Here is a 21018-nt window from a genome sequence, read left to right on the forward strand (position 1 = left end):
TTCATGGTCCTTCCCGGCCCGTTCGAGTACAATGCGCCATGCTGGAAATCTCGCTGGTGCTGGCCTCGCTGCTGGCCGTGGGGCTGGCCGGGCTGCTCGCAACGCTGCTGACCCCGCAGCTCATGACCGAGCTGGGACTCTGGGCGCTGGCGCTGGGCCTGCTCACCGGGGTGCCGACCGGCCTATGGTACCACGTCGTCCTGTACCGATCGCTGGCCAGGAAGATGCCGCTGCCGGCCCGCTGGTGGATGGCGCCGGTTGACTTGCATCCCCGGCTGACGAGCGAGGAGATCGCCCGGGTCAAGCCCTGGTTCGCAGCGGGCGGCCTCGGCTTCATCCTGTCGCTGGCCGGAGGGTTGGCTGCCATGGCGGGCCTCCTGCTGGCAAGCTGACCGTCTCACGACCATCGGCCCGTGACTCGACTTCCGTTCGTTCCAGACCAGCCGGCGACCGAGCCGCCGGCCTGCCTACGGTTCGGGACCAGCTCCTGGGCCTACGAAGGGTGGAAGGGCCTGGTCTATCGGAAGCCCTATTCCAAAAGCCGTTTTGCCCAGGACTGCCTCGCCGAATATGCCGCCTACGAATACCAGGGCCGCCGCCTCTTCAGGACCGTCGGGCTGGACCATTCCTTCTACCGTCCCCCGACGCACGACCAACTGGCTCACTACGCCGCCCAGGTGCCGAGCGACTTCCACGTCTGCCCGAAGGTGTGGGAGGAGATCACCATCCCCGCCTACGCCAACCTGCCCCGCTACGGGCCGAAGGCCGGGATGAACAACCCCCGCTTCCTGGACGCGGCGGTCTGCGAAGAACTGGTTCTGGCCCCGACGCTCCAGTCCCTCGGGGACAGGACCGGCCCCTTCATCTTCGAGTTTCAGCGGTTCGGCTTGGAGCCGGACCGATTCCTTGCGGCCCTGGACCGGTTCTTTGCCCGCCTGCCGGCCGGGCCTCTGTATGCGGTGGAAGTGCGTCACCCAGCGGTCCTGGGCGCCCGCTACCACGACCTGCTCAAGGCCCACGGCGTCGCCCACGTCTACAACCATTGGACCTCCATGCCCCCGCTGGCCGCCCAGCACGCGGCCATGGGCAAGCGCTTTCCCGGCCGGTCGGTGGTGGTCCGGCTGCTCACGCCGTTGGGCCTGTCCCACGCCGACGCCGTGCGGCGATACAGGCCCTACGACCGGCTGGTGCAGCCGGTTCCGCGGATGCGGGCGGACACGCTCGCCTTGATCCGGCAAGCCCTGGCCGAACGCCTCCCCGCCTACCTGTTGGTCAACAACCGCGCCGAGGGCAACGCTCCGCTCACGATCCAGGCCCTGCTCGACGCCCTGGGCCAGCCCGCCGATCGCGAAGCCCCCGAGGTTTGACACCCCGATCGGCGACGGATAACATGAGGTTATCTTCCTCCGGCCCGAGACACCGCCATGTCCCACCTCAGGAGAAGACGTCCACGATTCGACCGGTTGCTCGCCGCCGGCGCGAGCGCCCTGCTGGTCATGACCGGCGGGTGCTTCGTGGGCATGTTTTTCCCGACTTCGATCGACACGGAGTTCGCCAACCCGACGCCGCTGCGCGGGCCGGTGGCCGACGTTCGCACGGTCGCGGTCGTCCTCCCGTCAACCCTCGAGTCGGTGCTCGGCACCCCCGACTCCAGCAGAGGGAAGCTGGACATGGTGGGGGTTGACCTTGCCGAGCGGCTCCAGGACAGCGGGCGGTTCTCCGTGGTTCCGCCGGACCGGTATCGGACGGCCCTCGCCGCCGGCACCCAGTCCTCGGCCTATCGGGTCGGGGCCTCGATGACGGAAGCCGATCGGTTGAGCGCGATTCTGAAGGCGGCCCGCACGGTCAACGCCGACGGCGTGATCCTGCTGCAGGGCCAGTGGGAGATGGTCCAGTCGATCGGCAGCGTGTCGTTCGGAAGGCCCGAATACAGGCGGCAAATGAGCCTGACGTTGATCGGCACGAAATCCGGCGAGACGCTCTGGTCCCAGGAAGCCACCGCCGTCATCCACGAGGGGATCGCGATGCCGCAGGAGCCGGACGTCCGGGGAGCCCTCGTTTCGAGCCTGGCGAAGCATTTCCTGAAAACGACGAAGTAGGGTCGGCGGCAAGGCCGTCCCGCCCGGAGGTCGGACGACATGTTGCAACGTTCCACGGGCACCTGGGTTAGACAGGCCATCCTCTGCGCTTGCCTGTTGGCCCTTTCCCCCGCTTCGCCCGCCCTGTGCGAGGACGATCGCGTGGAGATCGTGGGCGTGTACCGCTACACGTACCACGACCCGACCAGCCCGGCCGAGGCCAAGAACATCGCCTATTCCGAAGCCGTCCGGCTGGCCGTCGAGTCCTCCAGGGTCTTCATCGAGGCCACCTCCTCGGTGATCGATCCGGAGCTGCTCGGCCGGGTGCGCCAGGTGGTCGCCTCCGGCTACCTCAAGGACCTGCAGCTCGTGGAGCAGTCCGAGAAGGGCCGCACGGTCTACGCGAAGGTCCGGGCCTTCCTCAATCCCCAGGAGGTCAGGGCCGTGATCCAGCGGGAGATCAACCTGGGTTCGAGCAAGGACCTGCCTGGGCTGGACCAGAACCGGGCGTTGAAGATCCTGAGCGTCCGGGAGGAAGAGGACGGGACGGTGGCGGTGGTCTTCCAGGCCTTGAAGCGCCTGGACTGGCTGAACACGGCCTACGACGGCAGCTTGCGGGAGAGCGCCGACGTCATGATCGACTTCTACGACGAGAAGGGGGTGCCCATCGGCAGCGACCGGTACCCGGCGCGCAAAGCGTCCTTCACCGAGGTGATGAATCCCGGGCAGATCGGGGTGCACAAGTTTCCCAAGCCGGCGAACGCCAAGTCCTTCCGGGCCTGGCTCGTCAAGTGACCGGGGCGGGAGCTTGGCCCAGGGGCATCCCCCTCTCCGCCACCGCTATTTTTCCACGCCGATCGGCGGCAGGTTGATCCCGACCTTCTCCATCCCCATGATGATGGTCAGGTTCGAGGTCGGGGCGTGGCTCACGATCTCCTTCTGGACCTCGATCCGCCGCAGGTCCACGAACTCCGGCGCCGTCAGACCGAGGCTCTCCCGGTAGGCCCGGTCCGCGATCCCCCGCTGCCGCTCGGCCTTCTCCCTGGCCTCCTCCGCCTTCTGGAACTCCACCATCGTGATGCGCCGCTGCTCCTGGATGATGGTCTGGGCCGTCTGCTCGAGGACCCCCTTGGGCGGCAGGATGCTGCCGACCACGACCCGGTTCAGCCGCACGGGAATGTTCTGCTTCTCGATGATGCGCGTCCGGACCTCCCGCTCGATGGCGTCCTGGAGCATGGCCCGCGTCGCCGGCTTGGTGGTGAGCTCGAAGAGCTGGTACTTCTGGACCTCCTCGCGCACGACCGTGCGGAAGGCCTCCTTCACGTTGTTGACGTACCAGCTCGGACCGAACCGGGAAATCAGCTCCGGAGACCGCCCCTCGATCACGTTGGCAATCAAGAACGCGTCGAACGACACGGGCGCGTTCTCCGCCGAGATGATGTCGAAATGCTCCGAGTACTGAATCGGGCGGATGTCCACGTCGATGATCTCGGTCGTGAAGGCCACGAACACGCGCCCCGTCGAGACCGGGACCGGATCGACTCCCCCGTGCCCGAAGAACATGGGCTTCATCACCTGCACGCCCTCGTGGCCAGCGTCGATCGCCGGCATGACGCAGCCCGACATCGTCAGCAACAGACAGACCGTGCCCCAGATGCTCGCGTGTCTTTTCTCTGAGCCAGTCATAACACCCTCCCTCTCCGTTCGCGCCATGTGCGGGCGAGGCCGGTCGAAACGACGCGGCGAACGAACCGGCGCGCTCGGGTCAGCTTATGAAGAAGGAACGAAGGAAGTCAAATCGGGGACAATCGGCGTGCGTGACCATGGACTCGGCCGGACTCCAGGGCCGGTCACATGATCCCGGCCTGGCGCTGCAGCCAGCGGACGTACTTGATGATCTGATCCACGTCGTCCGGCGTGGCCCCCTCCACCTTCGGCATGTCGCCGAAATTCCAGTGGTGGGCGCGGACCCCGTTGGCCGCGGCCCGGTGGAAGGCCGGGTCTCCGTGGTGATTCGGCTCGTAGATCTTGTGGACCAGCGGGGGACCCTGTTTCGTTCCGACGCCCCGCTCGCCGTGGCAGCGGGCGCAGAACGTGTTGAACTTGGCCTCGCCCGTCCGGACTTCCTTGGGCACCGCCGCCGGGCCGGCGCCCGCGAGCAAGCCGAGGAGCAGCAACCCGCCCAGCCCCCAGCCGAGCAGCCCCGCGTTCGCCGACCGTCGCTTCCGCATGACCATCACCGGGGCTGGCTCCCGCCGCGCTTGTCCGGCCGGTCCTGCGCGCCGAACTCCTCGCGCAGCATCCGCTTCGTCCGCCCGGCCGTGAAATACCGGTACAGGCGGGCCGAGATCGGCACCAGCGCGATCAGCGCGATCGTCAGGTACATGAAGAATTCTTCGGGCGACACGCTCACGCTCTCCGCTCAGGGCGCGGCGTAGGCGACGGGGTCCACCGCGCCCGCGGCCCTGAACCCTTCCCGCCGGATGCGGCAACTGTCGCAACGGCCGCAGGCGGTCCCGTCTGGGGCCGGATCGTAGCAGCTATGGGTCAAGTGGAACGGGACGTTGAGCGCCAGGCCCGTTCGGATGATCTCCGCCTTGGTCATGGACAGGAGCGGCGCCCGAATCTCGATGCGCTGGCCCTCGACCCCGGCCTTCGTCCCCAACCGCGCGACCTCCTCGAAGGCGCGGAGATAGTCGGGACGGCAATCGGGATATCCGGAATAGTCGAGGACGTTCGCCCCGAAATAGACCCGCGACGCGCCGAGCGACTCCGCATAGGCCAACGCCAGGGCCAGAAAAATCGTGTTGCGGGCCGGGACGTAGGTGACGGGGATGGCCTGCCGGCGCTCCGCGTCCGACCGGTCTTTCGGCACCGCCAGGTCCCCGGTGAGCGCGGAGCCCCCGATCGGCCGGAGGTCAACCTCCAGCACCAGATGCCCGGCGGCCCCGAGAGCCTCGCCCACCGCGCGGGCGCGGCCGACCTCGACGGAATGGCGCTGACCGTAGGAGATCGTCAGGAGATAGAGCTGGCAGCCGTCCTGCCTGGCGAGAGCCGCCGTGACCGTGGAGTCGAGCCCGCCGCTGGACAGCACCACGGCCTTCATGGAACAACGATGAGCGACGAAGCTATTCCCGCTCTTCCTCTTTTTCGATCTTCTCGATCAGCTCCGCCTTGGACTGGCAATTCACGCACAGCTTGGCGAAGGGGACCGCGGCCAGCCGCTTCTCGCTGATCTCGACCCCGCACTCGGCGCAGAGGCCGTAGGTGCCCTCCGCCAGCCTGGTCAGGGCCTCGTCGATCATCTGCCGCTTGCGGTTCTGCATCTCCAGGAGCGAGATGCCGAGCTCCCGCTCGAGATCCATCATCGCCTGGTCCCCCACGTCCATCGCCGCTTCCAGCCGGCGCTGCTGGTCCTCGGTCAGCGAATGGCCCAACGAGTCGCCGATCTCCCGCAGGACCTCCTCGCGCTTCTGCATCAGCATCCGGTGCAGCGTCTCGCGGCGCTGGTCCGCCTGCTTGGATCTCGCTCCAGCCTTGTCCTTCGGCGTTCCGTCCGTTCGCAGTCCACGGGACCCGTTGGACCGCACGGACGGGGAGGATTTCTTGCCGTCCGGGCTCGGGCTTTTGACACGAGCCCGGTCCGCGGCCTTCTGGCTCGATTTCGCCTTCTTGGTGCTCTTGACCTTGCCGGGCATCCGCGCGAACCCCCTTGTGTGGGACGCAATCCCTAAAAAGGTCGCTATTCTTATCACGGCAACCTGGCTTTGACAAGTCCCCGCGCAAGAGCGGAAGCGCGGCGCGCGGCAGCCGCGGCGAGACCGGCGGAACGATCGGCGGATGGTGGGAGAAACCGTCAGGAATAGGTGATCATGGAATGCACCGGACAACCGTTGAGCTTGTCGCGCCCCTTGAGCCCCAGCAGCTCGACCAGCACCACCAAGCCCACGATCTCGCCGCCGAGCTGACGGATCAGGTTCACGGCGGCGGCGGCGGTGCCCCCCGTGGCCAGCAGGTCGTCCACGATCAGCACCCGCTCGCCCATCTCAATCGCGTCGCGATGGATCGCCAGCGAATTGGAGCCGTACTCCAGGTTGTATTTCACCTCGAAGGTGTCGGCGGGCAGCTTGCCGGGTTTCCTGATCGGCACGAACCCCGCTCCGATGTGGTAGGCGAGCGGGCTCCCGAGAATGAACCCGCGCGACTCGATCCCGACGATCTTCGTGACGCCCTGTTGACGGTACCGGGCGGTGAGCTCGTCCTGGATCGCCCGGAACGCCCGCGCGTCTTTGAGCAGGGTGGTGATGTCGTAGAAGAGAATGCCCGGCTTGGGGAAGTCCGGAACCTGACGGATCAGCGACTTGTAATCCATGGTCGTCAACCTTTCTGCTTCCGGCGAGCCCGGCCGTCGGTCGTGACGCCGCCGGCGGCCGGCGCGCTCCCGGTCAATACCAGATCGTGAACCCGACGTGACGGCCGGTCGGCGGCTCCCACTGGACGGCGACATCCCTGACCCGGGAGGCCGGCGGACCGGCGCGGAGCGACTCGACGAACGCTTCCACGACGGACCGCTCTCCCTCCACCTGCACCTCGACCCGCCCGTCGTCCAGATTCCGCACGCCTCCCGCCAAACCCAGCAACGAGGCCTGGGCCCGGGCAAAGGCGCGGTAGCCGACTCCCTGCACGCACCCGCTGACCCAGACGCAAGCCCTGATCCGCGAACCGGAATCGGTCATGGTTGAAGGACCGTGAAGCGGTGCATGGCAGGGATGTGTCACTGAAGTTGACTCAACCGCGGCCAGGAAGACTCAGGGATCAACGGAAACACTGGCGGTGTTGTTCCGGCGGAAGACCTTTCGCACTCTCTTGCAGAACCCCAGAAGCCGCTGAGGTCTTCTACTCCCGCGCCAAGAATGATTGGATGGCGCTCGACTATGCTTAATCGGAGAAAGATCTACGCCAAGGGCCCTTATCCGACCGCCAAGAACTATTTTCTACGGCGGTCGGTACTAGCAAGCTTACTGAGGCAAACCACCTCTCCGCCCGCATCTGATCGAAGCGGGCGGCTTAGCAAGCTCGGTATGGTCGGGGCGAGAGGATTTGAACCTCCGACTCCCGCGTCCCGAACGCGGTGCGCTACCGGGCTGCGCTACGCCCCGATCCTCACACGACCACCGCCCGGTCAGACGAGCGGCTCATACGCCATCCCATGCGCCTCGGCCACGGCCTGGCACGTGACCCGCCCGCCGGCCACGTTGACTCCCCGCGCGAGCCCCGGATCGGAGCGGATCGCGCGCTCGACCCCGGCCGAAGCAATGCGGACTATAAAGGGTAGCGTCGCGTTGGTCAAGGCCAAAGTGGCGGTCCGCGGAACGATGCCCGGGATGTTCGGCACGCAGTAGTGCAGGACTCCGTCGACCTTGTAGACCGGGTCCGAGTGGCTCGTCGGCTTGGTGGTCTCGCAACAGCCCCCCTGATCCACCGACACGTCCACGATCACCGACCCGGGTGTCATCCGGGACACGACCGAGCGGGGCACCAGCTTGGGCGCCCTGGCGCCGCGCACCAACACCGCACCGATCACCAGGTCGGCATCCGCCACGGCACGGTCGATCCACGGCTGGTTCGCGGCGAGGGTGGAGATCCGCCCCTGATACTGGTCGTCCAGCGCGCGCAGCCGCTCCAGGTCCAGGTTGACCACGGTCACCTGGGCGCCCATCCCGACCGCGATCCTCGTCGCCGCGCTGCCGACCACTCCAGCCCCCAGGATCACCACGTTGGCCGGCGCCACGCCCGGCACGCCGCCGAGGAGGATGCCCGCGCCTCCCGCCAAGCGCTCCAGATAGTGGGCGCCGATCTGCACGGCCATGCGGCCGGCGATCTCGCTCATGGGCTTGAGGATCGGAAGCCCCCCGTCCTGGCTCTCCGTGGTCTCATAGGCGATGGCGGTCACGCCCGAGTCGGCCAGCGACCGCGTGAGCTCGGCCGAGGCCGCCAGGTGGAGATACGTGAAGAGGATCTGCCCGCGTCGGAACAGGCCGTACTCGGACGGCAGCGGCTCCTTCACCTTGATGATCATCTCGGCTTCCTGGAACAGGTCGGCCCTGGACCGGGCCAGGTGGGCGCCCGCCTTGCGATAGTGCTCGTCCGCGAACCCGCTTCCCTCCCCGGCCGCCGTCTCGACCCACACCGTGTGGCCGGCCGCGCAGAGCGTGGCCGCGCCTTCCGGGGTGAGGCTCACCCGATACTCGTGGTCCTTGATCTCTTTCGGCACTCCGATGATCATGCGGCCTCCTTGTCTCCCGACCGATGCGCACCCCTGTCTCCGTCATTATATCCCGATCCCGGCCCTCCTTGCGCTGGACAGGCCGTCCGGTCCTGGTGTAAGATCGCGCCCGATTCGCCGAGCGGGAGGAAGAGGATCGTGACAGACACCGGTGCGAGCTTGTCGGCCGGCCGTTGCGACGCCTGCGGGACGGACCGGAGCCCGCTGATGAAGCTGTCGCTCGGCAAGGACTTCTTCGGCCGCGCCTACGACCGGCTCTCCCCCTCCTCGGATGTCAGTCCCAAGTGGTACTGCGACACCTGCTCGATGCACAAGAACCTGCAGCGCGACTTCCGCGACATTCGGACGGAGCTCGACAAGCTCCACGCGGGGCAGGCCTCGGAGCTGGCGAAGGCCGAGCAACTGCAACGGGCGCAGCTCCGGCTCCGGGAGATCGCCTCGATCTTGGCCGGCCTGGAGGGACGGGGGTCGGCGCCGCACCTCCTCGATCCGGCCGAGGTCGGCACCCTGCTCAATCGCATCCAGGCCCAGGCGGGCGCCTCGTCCGTCGCCGGGTAACAGAAGCCCGACCGGTGTCCACCTTCACGCACCACATTTTCGTCTGCCTCAACCAACGGCCCAAGGGGGACCCTCGCGGGTGCTGCGCGGACCAGGGATCCGAGCGTCTGCACGCCCACTTCAAGAAGGAAGTGGAGCGGCTCGGGCTCAAGGGCACCGTGCGCGCCAACAAGGCCGGGTGTCTGGACCATTGCGAATACGGACCCAGCGTGGTTATCTATCCCGAAGGGGTCTGGTACTGGGTCGGCTCGGAAGCGGATGTCACGGAGATCATGGAGCGCCACGTGGTCAAAGGCGAGATCGTCGAGCGCCTGCTGATGCCGGGTCACCAGCCTCCCCGAAAAGCCTGACAACCATGCCGGTCGAGGAAAAGTGGAAGGCCAACCAGGAGAAGGTGGCCTTCATGAAGCGGTTTCCCGGGCTGGCGACCTCCTGGGAAGAGGTGCGGGGCAAGGCCGTGACGGCCGTCGCCGGCCTGCCGTCCCGGACCGGAGCCGCCGTGCTGGTCTTTTCCGACGGCTCGTTCGCCGTCGCGGCGCCGCTCGCGCCGGAACCTTGGGAGCTGACGGAAGCCTTGGCGGCCGCCCGCCCGTTCCTGGAGGCCACCCACTCGGCCGCCTTCGCGGAGTACGACCGGCTCGTCCGGCAAGACCGGGAAGCCCTGCGGCTCGCGCGCCTGGAGAAAATCATGGGCGCGATCCAGAACAATCTGGAACGGATTCCGGAACTGAAAGAGCGGCTGCGGCAGCTCGTGAACGAGTGGAAGTGAGGAGACCGCGGCCGTGAACATGCTCGAGCTCTTTTCCAAAGCCTTGTTCGAGGGAGTGTCCCCCATGATGGTTGTCAGAGATCACCTGGTCCGCCATCCCGACCGCTGCACCCACCAGGCCGTCTGCATCCCGGTCTGCCCGACCGGCGCCTGGCTCTCGACCCCGCCGTTCAAGTTCGACTCCTCCCGTTGTCTGGAGAGCTGCCGGCTCTGCCTGGATGCCTGCCCGTCCCAGGCGATCTACGCGGTCTTCCGAAAAGGCGAGAAGGTACTGGCGCCGCAGAAGAAGTAGGGGCAGCCTAGCTAACAGCCCGGAGCCACTCATGGTGACGAGGTCGCGGTAGGAGAAGAGGCGCATATCATTGCGCAAGCTGGCTCCGGTCCGTGAGGCGTCGTCCAACCCGAGATAGACCTCGACTCTTGCGTTAACATCATCCTTCTTTGCCCCACGCACCACAGGATTGTCGATGCCCAGCCTGATGTCTGCTCGGAGACAGTTCTTCAGGCAATGAAGCATCAACACGAAACTGTAGTACGCGAGCGGCAACGGTCATTGGTCCAGCTTACCGTCGCGGGCGCCCGGACCTACGATGGCGTCTGTGGAGGACTCCCCCCTTGCTCAAACACCATAGCACCATTTGTCGAACACTCCTTCGTACTCGGCGAATTTCCCGCTCCCCATCATCTTCGCCTCCTCCCTTCAGCATCCCTCGCCACGAATGACAATCTTGCGACGACGGTTCAACGGCTGAAATCCCTGCCGCAAGAGGAACCCTCACACATTGAGGAAACTCTGTACCGGATTCGGAATACCGGCTTACTGAACCCAGACGCTGCCATCACAGCGATCGAAGACCTTCGCGGCCAATGGTGGTTCGACGGATGCAATGCGGAGGCCGCTCGGCCGATTTGCCGCGAGTTGCGCCTCGTCAAACAAATCGCCAACCAAGCCGCCTACCCCACGCTTGAAGCTGCCGTGCGTAGCCAGGCAAGGAAGCCTTTTGTTTGAGCCTGTTGAGATTTGTCGCTAGGCAGGTCACAAGATCATGCTAGCCGAGACGGGAAAAAGGTGAGGCGGGCGCTTTGGTTGCCCGGAGCGAACAAGTGGCCTACAATGCTGCCTGTCACCCAGAGGAGCGTACATGGCGATCACCAAGGCCAAACACCGCCGCGTAAGAGAGCCGAAGATCCTGTTGTCTGAGCATCGGCTGACCATTCTGCTTGCCAAGGACAATGGCTCCTATTGCGCGAAGTGCCCGGAGCTGGACCTCGTCACGCAGCTTCCGACGGCTGACGAGGCACTCGAAGACCTCATCGAGGCGATCAAGGACTACGCGAGAGAATATCTCCGAGACCGCAAGCTGTACGCCACGAGCCCGAACCGGTCTCATCACCTCCCCTACGTCGAAGCCGTTGCGGCCTGCAAGACCGACTGGGATCTTCGCACGCTGATCGAGATCAAGCATGGCTTCGTTCACGCATGACGACTTCCGCACGGCCCTGAAACAAGCGGGATTCGAAAAGCTCCGATCCGAGAAACACGAGACCTGGCGGAAAACCCTGCCGAGCGGCTCTATCCTGCGTGTCCGGATCAGCCACCAGCACAAACGCGACATCCCCAAGTGGCTGTTTCACGAAATGCTCAGACAGGCCGGTTTGACCGTAGACGAATTTAAGGCTTTACTGAGAGACTAGGAAAGACGGACGAGCAGAGATCAACACGCTCCCAATGCTTCAGCGGCCGTCTTGGTGGTACGTCGAGCGGAAGCGGAGCGACCGAGAACAAGGTTGGAAGGCGTTTTCAGCAGCCGACTTGCTTCCGCAGTGAGCCCCAGTAGGCCGTCCCCGCGTAGCCGCACCCTCCGGTCAGCACGGTCACCGCCATGATCCGATAGACCTGCCCCTTCGAGATCTTCAGGTTGGCCGACGGGTCCAGCCAGGCTGAGGAGCCGGTCAGGAGCCGGAGCGTCGCCCCGGCGAAGAGGATCGGCCACATGCAGGCCAGCCGCAGCCGCAGTTCCCGTCGGGGAATGGCCATCGTATAGAGCCAGCCCTGGTCGAGGTGCTCCAGCGCGATCCGAACCAGCCGGCTCAGCACCGGACGGATCGCCGGAAGATTCTCCTGGTTCAGCAGGTCCCTCGGCTCGAGCCCCGCCTCCCTGACGAGCGTAGCCGGGACGTAGCATCGGCCACGCCGCAGGTCGCGCGGCAGGTCTTTGAGGATGTTCGTGAGCTGGAGCCCCTTGCCGAACCGGACCCCGATCGCCGCCATCCTGGCTCGGTCCCACCGGGCCAGCGACGGACGGTGGGCGCACATCATCTCGGTCCAGAACTCCCCCACGCAGCCGGCCACGTAATAGGTGTAGCGATCCAGATCGGCCATGGCCGGGAGCGCCGTCAAGTCCTGCACGGAATCGCCTGGAAACGAGGTCAGGTCCATCTCCATCCCGTTCGGCAGCGTCCCCATCAGGGTTCTGATCCGCTCCCGGTCGCCTGGATCGAGCCCCTGGTACAAACGGAAGCAGGCATCGAGCTGCTCCAGGAGGGCGCGCTCGCCCGAGTCGGTCTGGCGTGGCGCGACGGCCGCCTGAATCACCCGGACCTCCTCCGGATCCACCCGGTCGCCGGCAAACAGGCCGCGGAACCGTTTCAGGAACAGGAGCCGGTCGGCTTTGGCGATCAGGTCCGTGTCGGCGATCGTGTCGGCGGCCCTTGCGAACAGGTAGGCCAGCCCGACCTGATCGCGCACCGACCGGGGCAGCACGTGCAGGGTCAGGTAGAAGGACCGCGACACCCGGCGCAGCACGTCGCCCAGCAACATCTGCTTGGCGGAGACGGTCTGGGCGGCGGTTGCCACTAGCGGACTTCCAGGCGCCCTTCCATGCCCTTCTCACGGTGAGTGGAAGCGAAGGGGATGGGTGGCTTCTTGTCGCAGTAGAAGGTATAGGTCCCGGGCTTGGTGGGCGTGAAGCGGACCTTCTCCGTGTTGCCGGCGCCGACGTCCTGGCTTACTTCCAGGCCGGCCTCCGGCTCCTTCAGCAGGAAGTTGTGCGGCACGATGATCGTCACGCTGGTCAGCGTCAGCTCGACCGGCTTCCCGGCCTGGACGATGAGGTGGCTGGGCGTATAGGAATAGCTGTCGAGCGTGATGGTCCCCCGCTGGACCCCGTCCGAGCCGACCGTCAATTCGACCGGCCCCTGCTCGGCGCCGGCGGCGAGGCGACCGAGCCCGGCGAGCAGCACCGCGGCGGTCCAGAAGACGACGGCCAGCCGCCGAGACGGATTGAGCGGCTTCGCGATCACGGCTCGTTTTCTAGCAGATACCCCTGCACAGGTCAACCCGAGCCCGGCCGTCGCCCCGACCTCTTGACGAAACCGCCGGCGAACTTATCTGGATAAGCGACCCCGTACAGGCGCCAGCCTGATTGTTGTATAATACGAGCGTTCGTTGACCGGCGGCCCGGCCATCGGGCCGCCACGAATGACATGAAGAGGGAGGAGTCTCCATGAAGTGGTTGAAGGGCATCGGGTTGCTGTTGATCGCGAACGTGCTGATCTTCGTGACCCTGTCCATCTCGTTCCATGTGATCGTCAATTTCATCCTGCCGGCCTTCGGGATCGACGTTCGTGGGGCCGTCAACCAGGAGGACCTGGTCTGGGCCCTGGTGATCGGGTTCGGGGGCGCGTTCATCAGCCTGGCCTTCTCCAAGCAGATGGCCCGGTCCATGCTGGACTGCTACCGGATCGAGCAGCCCCGCACGCACGCGGAGCAGGTGATCTACGGCACGGTGCAGGAGATCGCCCAGCGGCTCCGGATCCAGATGCCGGAAGTGTGGGTCTACGAAGGCGGGGACCCGAACGCCTTCGCCACCGGCCCGACCAAAAACAACGCGATGGTGGCGGTCTCGACCGGCCTCCTGAACAACCTGCGCGAGCAGGAAGTGAAGGCGGTGCTGGCCCACGAGATGGGACACGTTTTCAACGGCGACATGTTCGCGACGACCGTGCTGGCCGGCCTGATGAACACGTTCGTCTACTTCATCAGCCGCTGGGTGTACCGGAACCTCGCCGAGCGGAACGAGGCCCTGGCCTTCGGCGTGTACATCCTGCTGCAGACGGTCCTGTCGTTCCTGGCCATGATCCCGATCAGCTGGTTCTCGCGGCGGCGGGAGTTCGCGGCCGACGCCTTTTCCGCGAAAGTCTATGGGCGGGACGCCATGATCTCGGCGCTCCAGGCCATCGACCGCTGGATCAACCGGGCGCAGGCCGAGTACACGACCCAGGACGCGCTGGCGACGATGAAGATCTCCGGAAAGTCCACCGGCTTCCTGCACCTCTTCGCCACGCACCCGCCGATCGAGGCGCGGATCGCCGCCCTGCGGAGACTCTGACCGCCATGACGCCGGTGTCGAGGTTCACGAGGGCCGGCGCGGCCGCGCTGGCCCTCGGCCTTCTCTGGGGATGCAACCCCGGCTATTCGCTGGCCGGAGAGCCGCCCGGTCCGGCGGCGGCCGACAAAGGAGGGGCGCGGTTGATGGCTGCACAGACCGGAAGCGTCTACGACTTCGCGTTGAACGACATTGACGGGAAGCCAGTCCCCCTGGGCCAGTTTCGCGGAAAGGTCCTCCTGCTCGTGAACACGGCCAGCTTCTGCGGAAACACGCCGCAGTACGCGGACCTTCAGAGCATGTACGAGCGGTATCGCGAGAGGGGGCTCGAGATCCTGGCTTTCCCCGCCAACAACTTCGGCCGGCAGGAGCCCGGCACCAACGAGGAGATCAAGAGCTTCTGTTACACCAGGTACAGCCTGACCTTTCCCCTCTTCAGCAAGATCAGCGTCGCGGGCGTGGACAAGCATCCCCTCTACCGGTACCTGACCGAGCAGAGTCCGTTTCCCGGCGAAGTGGAATGGAACTTCCAGAAATATCTGGTTGATCGCTCGGGCAGGATCGTGGCCCGCTACGCCCCTCGCACCAAGCCACTCTCGGCGGAGATCGTCCAGGACGTCGAGCGGGAGCTGGGAAAGTAGTAGCGGCGAGGGGCGAGGGGTTCCATCTCTGCTCTACTCTGCTCGGACTTCTCTTCCCCGAGCCTCTTGCCTCGCGCCTCTAGCCTTTCTTGATGAAGCTGATGTGGTCCCGATACTGCTGGACAGCAGCCGCCAGCGACTTGCCGCCCAGGGGAATGTTGGCCTCCAGCGTCGCCTCGACCTCGGGATCGTCGATCACGACCTCGTAGCGATCCTGCACGTTGGTCAGGATCAGTCCCTTGGTCACGTCGCGCGGCAGGAAGATCTCCTTCCAGACTTCCTTTTCGACCAGGCACACGTCCTTGAACCGTTCATAGAGGAGCGCCAGCTTCTCCGGGTCCGTCACCTTCATCCGCCCCAACTCCCGTGCCTGGGCTTTCCTTTCACGTCTTGCGTCTCGCGTCTCACGTCTTTATTCATGGTCATGTCCGCAGGAGCCCTCCCCGGTCGGCATGCTGGAGGGAGCCGGAATGCCGGTGACGTTCAGCGGGGTCGGATCGGGCGACGACGCCCCCACCGCCCCGGACCGGGCCGCAAACGAGGACAGGACCCGTCGGATCGGCGCCCCGCAATCCCGGCACCGGGCCAGGGGCGGCTCTTGCACCCGTTGGAGATATTCCCGCTGGCGGGAGCAGGGCGGCTGGCGGTCGCATCGGTCGGCGACATATTCGTAGATCGGCATCGTGATCGGCTCCCCGCTCGGCTTTCCCAGATTAAATGGACAGGAGGATCGCTGCTCCCGGCGGGCCTACTTGGACACGGCAGCCCCGGACGAGCCGGGCTGGTCGGCGATCGTAAACCGCATGGTCCCGACCTGGTTCACGGCGTGGAAGGGCTGTTGTCCCAGCGGCGTGACGAAGAGCTTGACCAGATAGGCGCCCTTCGGCCAATTCCCGCTGGCCGGCTTCTTCAGCTCCAGGTACCCGTACCGTTCGTGGCCCGGCACCTCCAACGTATCCCGTCCCAGGGGTTGCTCGGAGAGGTTCCCCTTCTCGTCTTCCAGAAACCACTGGGCGCTGAACTGCGCCGGGTCCTCCAGGGGCGCCACTTCGAAGACGATGTACACGGCCGGCGCGTCCGGCGAAAACGTCGTGGTGCCGGGCTCGATCGGCTTGAGCCGCGGGTCCTGGGTGTACCAACCTTTCCGACCGAAGGAGTCCCACTCCACTTCGTAGCCCTTGGCCATCTGGATCCATACGAAGATGGACTGGGGCACGCCGCGCTTCTGCAGATCGAAGGAGGGGCTCTTGGTCGGATCGATCTCCGTCGCCTCCTGCTCCTTGGGTACGAGGAGATCCCGGGCCTCACTCGTCCCCGGATGGAGGAGGGCGCCTCCCCACACGAGCAGCCAGGCGCCCAGCAAGCCGAGCCACCCTCGCCAGTTCTCCCTGTCGGTCCGTCGGGCCATTGGCATCCCTTCCCGCTCTGACCCTATCGGAACCTGAACCGTCCCCTCGGAATCTAGCCTACTGCAAAGGAAGCGGAAATGGCAACAGGGCACGGTTCCGTCCGCCGCTCCGAAAACCGGGAGAGAGATCCCATCTGTTATAATGCGCCCGTGACGGAGCAGAGGAACGATCAACCGGACTCAGCCGAGCGCAGCCGCCGCTATGGTATTCGCGAAGGGTGCCTGCAGGCCGTGCAGCAGGGAGGCGGGGAAAACTACCTCTCCGCCTTTGCGCTTCTGCTCCACGCCTCACCGTTTCAGATCGGGCTCCTGTCCGCCCTCCCCCAACTGGTCGGCACCTGGGCACAGCTCCTGTCCGTCAAGGCCCTGCACCGGCTCCAGCACCGAAAGCCCATCATCCTGACCGGCGCCGTCGGTCAAGCCGCCCTCTGGGTCCCGCTCCTAACCTTGCCTCTGTTGTTCCCCGCGCAGGGCCCCTGGCTCCTGATCGGCTGCGCCGCCGCGTACGTCGCCATGGGGCACTTCGCGATCCCCGCCTGGAACAGTCTGATCGCCTCGTTGGTCGAGCCGGGGAACCGGGGGGCTTATTTTGCCCGACGGGCCAGGGTCATGGCCGTGGCCAGCTTCACGGCCCTCTGCTGGGCCGGGCTAGTGCTCCAGTCTGGCAAGACCTGGGAATCGCCCTGGGTGGGGTTCGCGATCCTGTTCCTGGCCGCCGCCGTCATCCGCTCCGCGTCGATTCCCTACCTCGCCGGCATCGCGGAGAGCGCCGTGCCTGTTGCGCACGAGGCCGAATTCCGTCTGCTGGAATTCCTCCGGCACGAGCACAGCGCGAACTTCAAGAACTTCCTGCTGTTTTCCTGCCTCATGCACGTCAGCGTGCTGATCGCCGGCCCGTTTTTCGTGATCTACATGCTGCGGGACCTGCACTTCAGCTACCTGGAGTACACGGGATGGCTGGCGGCGGGGCTGCTGGGGCAGGTCGTCACCCTCAAGCCCTGGGGACGGATCAGCGACCGGTACGGCAACAAAAAGGTCCTGGTGGCAACCGGACTGCTGGTGCCGTTCCTCCCGATGCTCTATCTGGCCGGCACGAGCTTGTCCTTCGTCGCCACGCTCAATTTTTTCGGCGGGGTCATCTGGGCAGGATTGTCTCTGGGCTTGCAGAACTACGTCTTCGACGCGGTCCGGCCGGAGGACCGGGCCAAGGGCGTGGCGGTCTGGAACACGGTCAACGCCCTGGGCTGGTTCGCCGGCGCGATGCTCGGAAGCTGGCTGGCCGGCCTGGTCCCGGCGACGATCGCCCTACCCGGGCTGACGCTCCAGTTCGTATCCAACCTTCCGATCGTCTTCTTCGTCTCGGGGCTCCTGCGGCTGCTCGTGTCCCTCAGCCTGCTCCGGTCGTTCCACGAGCCTCGGCCCGTCGAGCCGATTTCACACCGGGAGCTGGTGGCGGAGCTCCCTCTCATCAAGCCCTTGACCGAGGCCATCGGAGGCCTGGCCGCCAGACAGGAACCGTAAAGGCCGCATCCGCCCTACCGATCAGTTCCTTGTCCCTGAGGACCGGTCCCTTGCTGCCGCTCCTCCTGCTTCACCTTGTCGAAGAAACGGTCGGAGTCGCTCCGGATCTGCTGTTGGGGAGGCGGCTTCTGAGAATCCTGCGCGCACCCGGCCGCGGCCAAGAAGCCCAACATCGAGAGGGCCAGCACGCCGGTCCAAAGCATGGCTTCTCTTGAGATACTCTGGCTCTTCCTTATTCTGTCCATCTTTTGCCTCCGGGATTTACCTGACGCCGTCTCAACTTTTTCTGGAATGGCCGCCCATGCCACAATGGAAATAGTCGTTGACTTCTCCCCCTCACCCCTGTAGCGTGTGCCGGATTCTCAGCCGCGGTCCAGTATTCCCGATCTCTCTTCATCCTTGTGGAGTAAGCGCATGCCCGACCTGTGCAAGCCCGTCGCAGGGTTCGTCTCAGCCGTCATCTTCCTGCTGGCCGCAGCGAACGGCATGGCGGCCGATTCGTCCGGCCCGGAAGAAGTGCTCCGGACGCTGGTGAAGGCGAACGTCGAGAAGGACCTGGCCACCCTGTCCCGGCTGATGGCCCACGACGAGGACAGCATCAGCTACACCATCGAAGGGCGCAAGTACGTGGGCTGGCCCGACTTCGCGCGCGACATGCAGACCGAGTTCGAGTCGGCCACGCGCATCGAGATCCGCGTCACCCAGCTCAAGGTCTGGACCAGGGCCGAGACCGCCTGGTTCGCCATGGAGATGGATTATATCCGATATGTCGGGGACGGCAAGGACCAGGCGCGGATGGTCTTGCCGCTGCGCGAGACGGGCGTGCTCGAACGCCGCGACGGCCGGTGGATTCTGGTCAACTTCCACGAGTCCTTCGGAGGCGAGATCGCGCTCGGACCTGGCGCGAGCCCGGCCTTCCCGCCTCTCCAATAACATGGACGATGGTCACGCGACCGTGAACGCCTCGCTCGCTCAACCGCGCGCCAATTTTTGGTGGATCCCGACGCTGGCGGTCCTCTTTCTGGCTGGGATCGGCGCGTTGCCGGCCGCCTCCGAGCCATCCGCACCGCCCCCCGATTATCCCCAGTCGCTCGAACGGGATCTCAAAGCCACCCGCGAGGCCCTCCAGCAGAATCCGTCGGACCCGCAACTCCTGATCAAACTGGCGGCCATTTACCTGGATCTGGGGGAAGACCTCTACACGGAAAAGGAGCAGAAGCTGGCCGCCTTCGAAGAGGGCGCCAGGCAGGCCAAGCAGGCATTGGAGTTGCACGAAGCCAATGCCGAGGCCCATTACTTCTACGCCGCCAATCTGGGAAGCGCAGCCGAGGTCAAGGGCCTGGCCGCCTCCCTGCTGGCGCTGGATGAGATCAAGAAGCACGCGCGGCGCGCCCTCGAATTGCAAAAGGACCACGTGCCGGCCCTGCACATGGCCGGCATGATGCTCGAAGAGCTGCCACAGTTCATGGGCGGGAACAAAGCCGTCGCGCTGGAGTACCTCAAGCGGGCGGTCGCGCTGGAGCCGAACTACTCGCACGCCCGGCTCGACTTGGCCAAGATGTACCTGCAGCGGCGCGACCCAGAAGCGGCCAGAAAGGAGCTGGTGGCCGTCGTCAACATGGAGCGTCCCAGCGATCCGTACCCCTGGGCCCGCCGGTACCGGCCCGAGGCGGAGCGTCTCCTGAACTCCCTCAATCATCAGCAGCCGACGGAATCGGGCACAAAGTAGGCCCGCGGACTCAGCGAGCATTGCATGCGACTGAAGGAGACACACATGAACGGGTTCGTCACAACTTTCGCCCTGGCCCTCTGGCTGGCCCTGACCGGAACGGCTCAGGCGGACAGCGGGCACCACCACGAGGGGCATCAGCCGGCGCAAGAAGCGCAGACCAAGGTCACCCTCGAAGAGAACCGCCTGACCCTCACGTTCGGGCCTGTGGACCTGCCGACGGGGCACGACGGCGAACTCGCCGCCAGCATTCCCAAACACATCTTCCAACTGCCGGAAGACCGGATGCTGGTTTCGTACAAGTCGGCGATCTTCGCCAAAGACGGCAAGCCGCTTCCCAAGCAGTATCTGCACCACATCCTGCTCATCAACCTGGACCGGCAAGGAGTCTCGTGCAAGGGAGAGCCGCTGTTCTTCGGCGGCGCCGGCATGGAAATGAACGAGAGCCGGTTCCCCGAGGGGTACGGGGTCAGGCTCGGCAAGAGCGAGAAGATCATGGCGATCGTCGCGTTTTACCATGGCGCGCCTCCGACCAAGGACGTGATCGCCACCTTCACGATGGAGTTCGCCCCGAAGGGCACACCGATGCAGGAAATGGACGTGTATCAGGTCGGCGTCAACGTCGTCTGCTACAGCAAGTTCGACCAGCGGCGAAAGGACGAGAGCGACGAAGGCATCGAGATTCAACCGGGTCTGCAGGTGGACCGGGCCCCGCTCAAGTTCCTCATGGACGGTTGCGTGAAATTCGTCTATCCGCACGGGCACGACCAGCTGCTCCTGATCGCCCTGGAAGACAAGACGACCAGGCAGACCCTGCTCAGGACCGTTCCGGACGTCGAACAGGACGGAGCGCTCCGATCGTTCCTCCCGCACCAGATCTACCGGGACTCGAAGGGCTTCGAGGTCAACACCCGCGACGACTACGAAATGGTCATGGTGTATCACCGTCCCCTGCAAAGCACCATCCTGAACCACGGCATGGGCAACTACCTGCTCTACATGACCCCGGGCAGGTGTCCCGACACCACAACCTCCGCCATGAAGCATTAGGCCCTTCGCTTCGCTCGGCCTTGCTTCCTCGCGCCCCCGTCTCTATCATGGGGGCGCGGGTCCTCACGCCCCGCTGCGGAGGTCGCCATGTCCCTGCCCGACCGGCTGTCCCAGGACCTCAAAGAGGCCATGAAGGCCAAGGACCGGCTCCGGATGGACGTCATCCGCATGGTCAAGGCGGCGTTGATGAACAAGGAGCTGGAGCTGAGGAAGCCCCTGGACGACGCCGAGATGGCCCGCGTTCTGGCCTCCCTGGTGAAGCAGCGCAAGGAGGCGGTCGAGCAGTATCAGAAGGGGAAGCGGGAGGATCTGGCCGCCAAGGAGCAGAAGGAGATCGCGATCATCGAGGGCTACCTGCCCAAGGCTCTGTCGCAGGAGGAGCTCCTCGCCGTCATCGAGACCGTGATCCGGGAGACCGGCGCCAGCTCGCCCAAGGACATGGGACCGGTCATGAAAACCGTCATGGCTCGCCTGGCCGGCCAACCGGTGGACGGCAAACAGGTCAGCGAGCTGGTGCGCGCCAAGCTCCGGTGACCGCCCGCGCTTCCTCGTCCGCCCGTCCCGTTCCCTCCCCGCACCGGGCCATCCGG

Annotated in this window: 31 protein-coding genes and 1 tRNA gene; 17 read left to right on the forward strand and 15 right to left on the reverse strand. The window is 65.5% G+C overall.

Annotated elements, in window-relative coordinates; translation table 11 throughout:
- The first annotated feature begins 38 nt into the window (after positions 1 to 38).
- The 4 genes from AB1411_00790 to AB1411_00805 are packed head-to-tail and all read left to right on the forward strand — an operon-like array spanning position 39 to position 2873.
- Positions 39 to 392: a hypothetical protein gene (locus AB1411_00790; GenBank protein MEW6542127.1), complete on the forward strand. Its 354-nt coding sequence runs from the start codon at positions 39 to 41 to the stop codon at positions 390 to 392.
- 21 nt (positions 393 to 413) lie between these two features.
- The gene (locus tag AB1411_00795; protein ID MEW6542128.1) at positions 414 to 1367 is read left to right on the forward strand and encodes a DUF72 domain-containing protein; all 954 of its coding nucleotides are present in this window, start codon (positions 414 to 416) and stop codon (positions 1365 to 1367) included.
- Between the two features lie 57 nt (positions 1368 to 1424).
- Positions 1425 to 2099, forward strand: a complete 675-nt coding sequence (locus AB1411_00800) for a hypothetical protein (GenBank protein ID MEW6542129.1) — start codon at positions 1425 to 1427, stop codon at positions 2097 to 2099.
- A 39-nt stretch (positions 2100 to 2138) separates the two neighbouring features.
- Complete coding sequence (locus tag AB1411_00805; protein ID MEW6542130.1) at positions 2139 to 2873, forward strand: hypothetical protein; 735 nt, start codon at positions 2139 to 2141, stop codon at positions 2871 to 2873.
- Positions 2874 to 2918: 45 nt separating this feature from the next.
- Here the strand turns inward: AB1411_00805 and AB1411_00810 are convergent, their stop codons facing one another.
- The 9 genes from AB1411_00810 to ald all read right to left on the reverse strand — a co-directional run bounded on the left by AB1411_00810 (position 2919) and on the right by ald (position 8364).
- Positions 2919 to 3764 (reverse strand): SPFH domain-containing protein, encoded by an 846-nt coding sequence (locus AB1411_00810; GenBank protein MEW6542131.1) that lies wholly within the window; start codon positions 3762 to 3764, stop codon positions 2919 to 2921.
- Between the two features lie 164 nt (positions 3765 to 3928).
- Positions 3929 to 4309, reverse strand: a complete 381-nt coding sequence (locus AB1411_00815; protein ID MEW6542132.1) for a cytochrome c — start codon at positions 4307 to 4309, stop codon at positions 3929 to 3931.
- Positions 4310 to 4314: 5 nt separating this feature from the next.
- The gene (locus AB1411_00820) at positions 4315 to 4491 is read right to left on the reverse strand and encodes a hypothetical protein (protein ID MEW6542133.1); all 177 of its coding nucleotides are present in this window, start codon (positions 4489 to 4491) and stop codon (positions 4315 to 4317) included.
- 9 nt (positions 4492 to 4500) lie between these two features.
- A complete protein-coding gene (gene queC, locus AB1411_00825) occupies positions 4501 to 5184 on the reverse strand; it encodes a 7-cyano-7-deazaguanine synthase QueC (protein MEW6542134.1) in 684 nt (227 codons plus the stop codon).
- Between the two features lie 22 nt (positions 5185 to 5206).
- Positions 5207 to 5776: a TraR/DksA family transcriptional regulator gene (locus AB1411_00830; protein MEW6542135.1), complete on the reverse strand. Its 570-nt coding sequence runs from the start codon at positions 5774 to 5776 to the stop codon at positions 5207 to 5209.
- A 158-nt stretch (positions 5777 to 5934) separates the two neighbouring features.
- The gene (locus tag AB1411_00835) at positions 5935 to 6450 is read right to left on the reverse strand and encodes an adenine phosphoribosyltransferase (GenBank protein ID MEW6542136.1); all 516 of its coding nucleotides are present in this window, start codon (positions 6448 to 6450) and stop codon (positions 5935 to 5937) included.
- Between the two features lie 73 nt (positions 6451 to 6523).
- Entirely contained in the window at positions 6524 to 6814 is a 291-nt protein-coding gene (locus AB1411_00840) for an acylphosphatase (GenBank protein ID MEW6542137.1), read from the reverse strand.
- A 346-nt stretch (positions 6815 to 7160) separates the two neighbouring features.
- Positions 7161 to 7237: transfer RNA gene (locus AB1411_00845), tRNA-Pro, on the reverse strand.
- A gap of 23 nt (positions 7238 to 7260) precedes the next feature.
- Positions 7261 to 8364, reverse strand: coding sequence for an alanine dehydrogenase (gene ald, locus AB1411_00850; GenBank protein MEW6542138.1), 1104 nt, complete (start codon positions 8362 to 8364; stop codon positions 7261 to 7263).
- Between the two features lie 138 nt (positions 8365 to 8502).
- Here ald and AB1411_00855 point away from each other — a divergent pair, with 138 nt between their 5' ends.
- The 6 genes from AB1411_00855 to AB1411_00880 all read left to right on the forward strand — a co-directional run bounded on the left by AB1411_00855 (position 8503) and on the right by AB1411_00880 (position 11386).
- Positions 8503 to 8922: a hypothetical protein gene (locus AB1411_00855; GenBank protein MEW6542139.1), complete on the forward strand. Its 420-nt coding sequence runs from the start codon at positions 8503 to 8505 to the stop codon at positions 8920 to 8922.
- A gap of 14 nt (positions 8923 to 8936) precedes the next feature.
- Positions 8937 to 9272: a (2Fe-2S) ferredoxin domain-containing protein gene (locus AB1411_00860; protein ID MEW6542140.1), complete on the forward strand. Its 336-nt coding sequence runs from the start codon at positions 8937 to 8939 to the stop codon at positions 9270 to 9272.
- 5 nt (positions 9273 to 9277) lie between these two features.
- A complete protein-coding gene (locus AB1411_00865; GenBank protein MEW6542141.1) occupies positions 9278 to 9691 on the forward strand; it encodes a hypothetical protein in 414 nt (137 codons plus the stop codon).
- Between the two features lie 13 nt (positions 9692 to 9704).
- Positions 9705 to 9983, forward strand: a complete 279-nt coding sequence (locus AB1411_00870; GenBank protein MEW6542142.1) for a hypothetical protein — start codon at positions 9705 to 9707, stop codon at positions 9981 to 9983.
- An 850-nt stretch (positions 9984 to 10833) separates the two neighbouring features.
- On the forward strand, positions 10834 to 11175 hold the full coding sequence (locus AB1411_00875) for a hypothetical protein (GenBank protein ID MEW6542143.1): 342 nt from the start codon (positions 10834 to 10836) through the stop codon (positions 11173 to 11175).
- Positions 11156 to 11386, forward strand: coding sequence for a type II toxin-antitoxin system HicA family toxin (locus tag AB1411_00880; protein MEW6542144.1), 231 nt, complete (start codon positions 11156 to 11158; stop codon positions 11384 to 11386). The genes AB1411_00875 and AB1411_00880 overlap by 20 nt, the downstream gene beginning before the upstream one ends.
- A 106-nt stretch (positions 11387 to 11492) precedes the next feature.
- Here AB1411_00880 and AB1411_00885 read toward each other — a convergent pair whose 3' ends face one another.
- Both AB1411_00885 and AB1411_00890 read right to left on the reverse strand, forming a co-directional pair.
- Positions 11493 to 12548, reverse strand: a complete 1056-nt coding sequence (locus tag AB1411_00885) for a phytoene/squalene synthase family protein (GenBank protein MEW6542145.1) — start codon at positions 12546 to 12548, stop codon at positions 11493 to 11495.
- Positions 12548 to 12994 (reverse strand): cupredoxin domain-containing protein, encoded by a 447-nt coding sequence (locus AB1411_00890; GenBank protein ID MEW6542146.1) that lies wholly within the window; start codon positions 12992 to 12994, stop codon positions 12548 to 12550. Before AB1411_00890 ends, AB1411_00885 begins: the two co-directional genes overlap by 1 nt.
- Before the next feature lie 203 nt (positions 12995 to 13197).
- Here AB1411_00890 and htpX point away from each other — a divergent pair, with 203 nt between their 5' ends.
- Both htpX and AB1411_00900 read left to right on the forward strand, forming a co-directional pair.
- Positions 13198 to 14082 carry a protease HtpX gene (gene htpX / locus AB1411_00895; protein ID MEW6542147.1) on the forward strand — a complete coding sequence of 295 codons (885 nt, stop codon included), beginning with the start codon at positions 13198 to 13200 and terminating at the stop codon, positions 14080 to 14082.
- A 5-nt stretch (positions 14083 to 14087) separates the two neighbouring features.
- A complete protein-coding gene (locus AB1411_00900) occupies positions 14088 to 14720 on the forward strand; it encodes a glutathione peroxidase (GenBank protein MEW6542148.1) in 633 nt (210 codons plus the stop codon).
- A 79-nt stretch (positions 14721 to 14799) separates the two neighbouring features.
- Here AB1411_00900 and AB1411_00905 read toward each other — a convergent pair whose 3' ends face one another.
- From AB1411_00905 to AB1411_00915, 3 genes are all read right to left on the reverse strand, one after another.
- A complete protein-coding gene (locus AB1411_00905; GenBank protein ID MEW6542149.1) occupies positions 14800 to 15072 on the reverse strand; it encodes a hypothetical protein in 273 nt (90 codons plus the stop codon).
- A 60-nt stretch (positions 15073 to 15132) separates the two neighbouring features.
- Positions 15133 to 15402: a zinc ribbon domain-containing protein gene (locus AB1411_00910; GenBank protein MEW6542150.1), complete on the reverse strand. Its 270-nt coding sequence runs from the start codon at positions 15400 to 15402 to the stop codon at positions 15133 to 15135.
- Positions 15403 to 15468: 66 nt separating this feature from the next.
- On the reverse strand, positions 15469 to 16128 hold the full coding sequence (locus AB1411_00915) for a hypothetical protein (protein MEW6542151.1): 660 nt from the start codon (positions 16126 to 16128) through the stop codon (positions 15469 to 15471).
- Positions 16129 to 16278: 150 nt separating this feature from the next.
- On the opposite strand from AB1411_00915, the gene AB1411_00920 reads away from it, so the two are divergent.
- Entirely contained in the window at positions 16279 to 17649 is a 1371-nt protein-coding gene (locus AB1411_00920; protein MEW6542152.1) for an MFS transporter, read from the forward strand.
- 14 nt (positions 17650 to 17663) lie between these two features.
- Here AB1411_00920 and AB1411_00925 read toward each other — a convergent pair whose 3' ends face one another.
- Positions 17664 to 17852, reverse strand: a complete 189-nt coding sequence (locus AB1411_00925) for a hypothetical protein (protein MEW6542153.1) — start codon at positions 17850 to 17852, stop codon at positions 17664 to 17666.
- A 211-nt stretch (positions 17853 to 18063) separates the two neighbouring features.
- On the opposite strand from AB1411_00925, the gene AB1411_00930 reads away from it, so the two are divergent.
- The 4 genes from AB1411_00930 to AB1411_00945 all read left to right on the forward strand — a co-directional run bounded on the left by AB1411_00930 (position 18064) and on the right by AB1411_00945 (position 20962).
- The gene (locus tag AB1411_00930; protein ID MEW6542154.1) at positions 18064 to 18582 is read left to right on the forward strand and encodes a nuclear transport factor 2 family protein; all 519 of its coding nucleotides are present in this window, start codon (positions 18064 to 18066) and stop codon (positions 18580 to 18582) included.
- A gap of 1 nt (position 18583) precedes the next feature.
- Positions 18584 to 19378: a tetratricopeptide repeat protein gene (locus tag AB1411_00935; GenBank protein MEW6542155.1), complete on the forward strand. Its 795-nt coding sequence runs from the start codon at positions 18584 to 18586 to the stop codon at positions 19376 to 19378.
- A 45-nt stretch (positions 19379 to 19423) separates the two neighbouring features.
- The gene (locus AB1411_00940) at positions 19424 to 20428 is read left to right on the forward strand and encodes a hypothetical protein (protein MEW6542156.1); all 1005 of its coding nucleotides are present in this window, start codon (positions 19424 to 19426) and stop codon (positions 20426 to 20428) included.
- A gap of 87 nt (positions 20429 to 20515) precedes the next feature.
- Positions 20516 to 20962, forward strand: a complete 447-nt coding sequence (locus AB1411_00945) for a GatB/YqeY domain-containing protein (protein MEW6542157.1) — start codon at positions 20516 to 20518, stop codon at positions 20960 to 20962.
- Positions 20963 to 21018: the final 56 nt, after the last annotated feature.

The organism is Nitrospirota bacterium (assembly GCA_040757595.1).
In the GTDB taxonomy this organism is placed as follows: domain Bacteria; phylum Nitrospirota; class Nitrospiria; order Nitrospirales; family Nitrospiraceae; genus JBFLWP01.